The organism is Bacillus sp. SIMBA_005 (genome assembly GCF_046535585.1).
GTDB lineage: Bacteria > Bacillota > Bacilli > Bacillales > Bacillaceae > Bacillus > Bacillus pumilus.
The window spans coordinates 1-259 of the sequence record NZ_JAWRWI010000668.1 but is presented as its reverse complement, the minus strand read 5'-3'; the positions used below and the strand labels follow the sequence as shown (position 1 = coordinate 259).

1 protein-coding gene is annotated in these 259 nt (G+C 37.5%); it reads right to left on the bottom strand.

The window, feature by feature from the left end; translation table 11 throughout:
- Positions 1-259, bottom strand: a 259-nt coding sequence (locus SB660_RS21765; RefSeq protein ID WP_410584508.1) for a hypothetical protein, incomplete at both ends; no start/stop codon positions are given.

Sequence of the window (259 nt, the reverse complement as noted above, 5' to 3'; positions counted from 1 at the left end):
CTCGATATATGATGAACCATTTACCGAGAATGAATAATTTGGCTCAACAGGTTTTTCAACGTAAGCACCTGCCCAGATGTATAGACGGACTATCAAAAGACCATTGAAATTTGGAACATCGGTATACTTTATATAAAATGGTGATTGCACCAAATGTATTTCGGTCGGAATAACAACAACAGGCGGTTCAGGTTCTACTTCATAAATAACAATGTTAGAAATGTTAGTCAGCTTGTCAAGTGATTGAACGCGATACCAC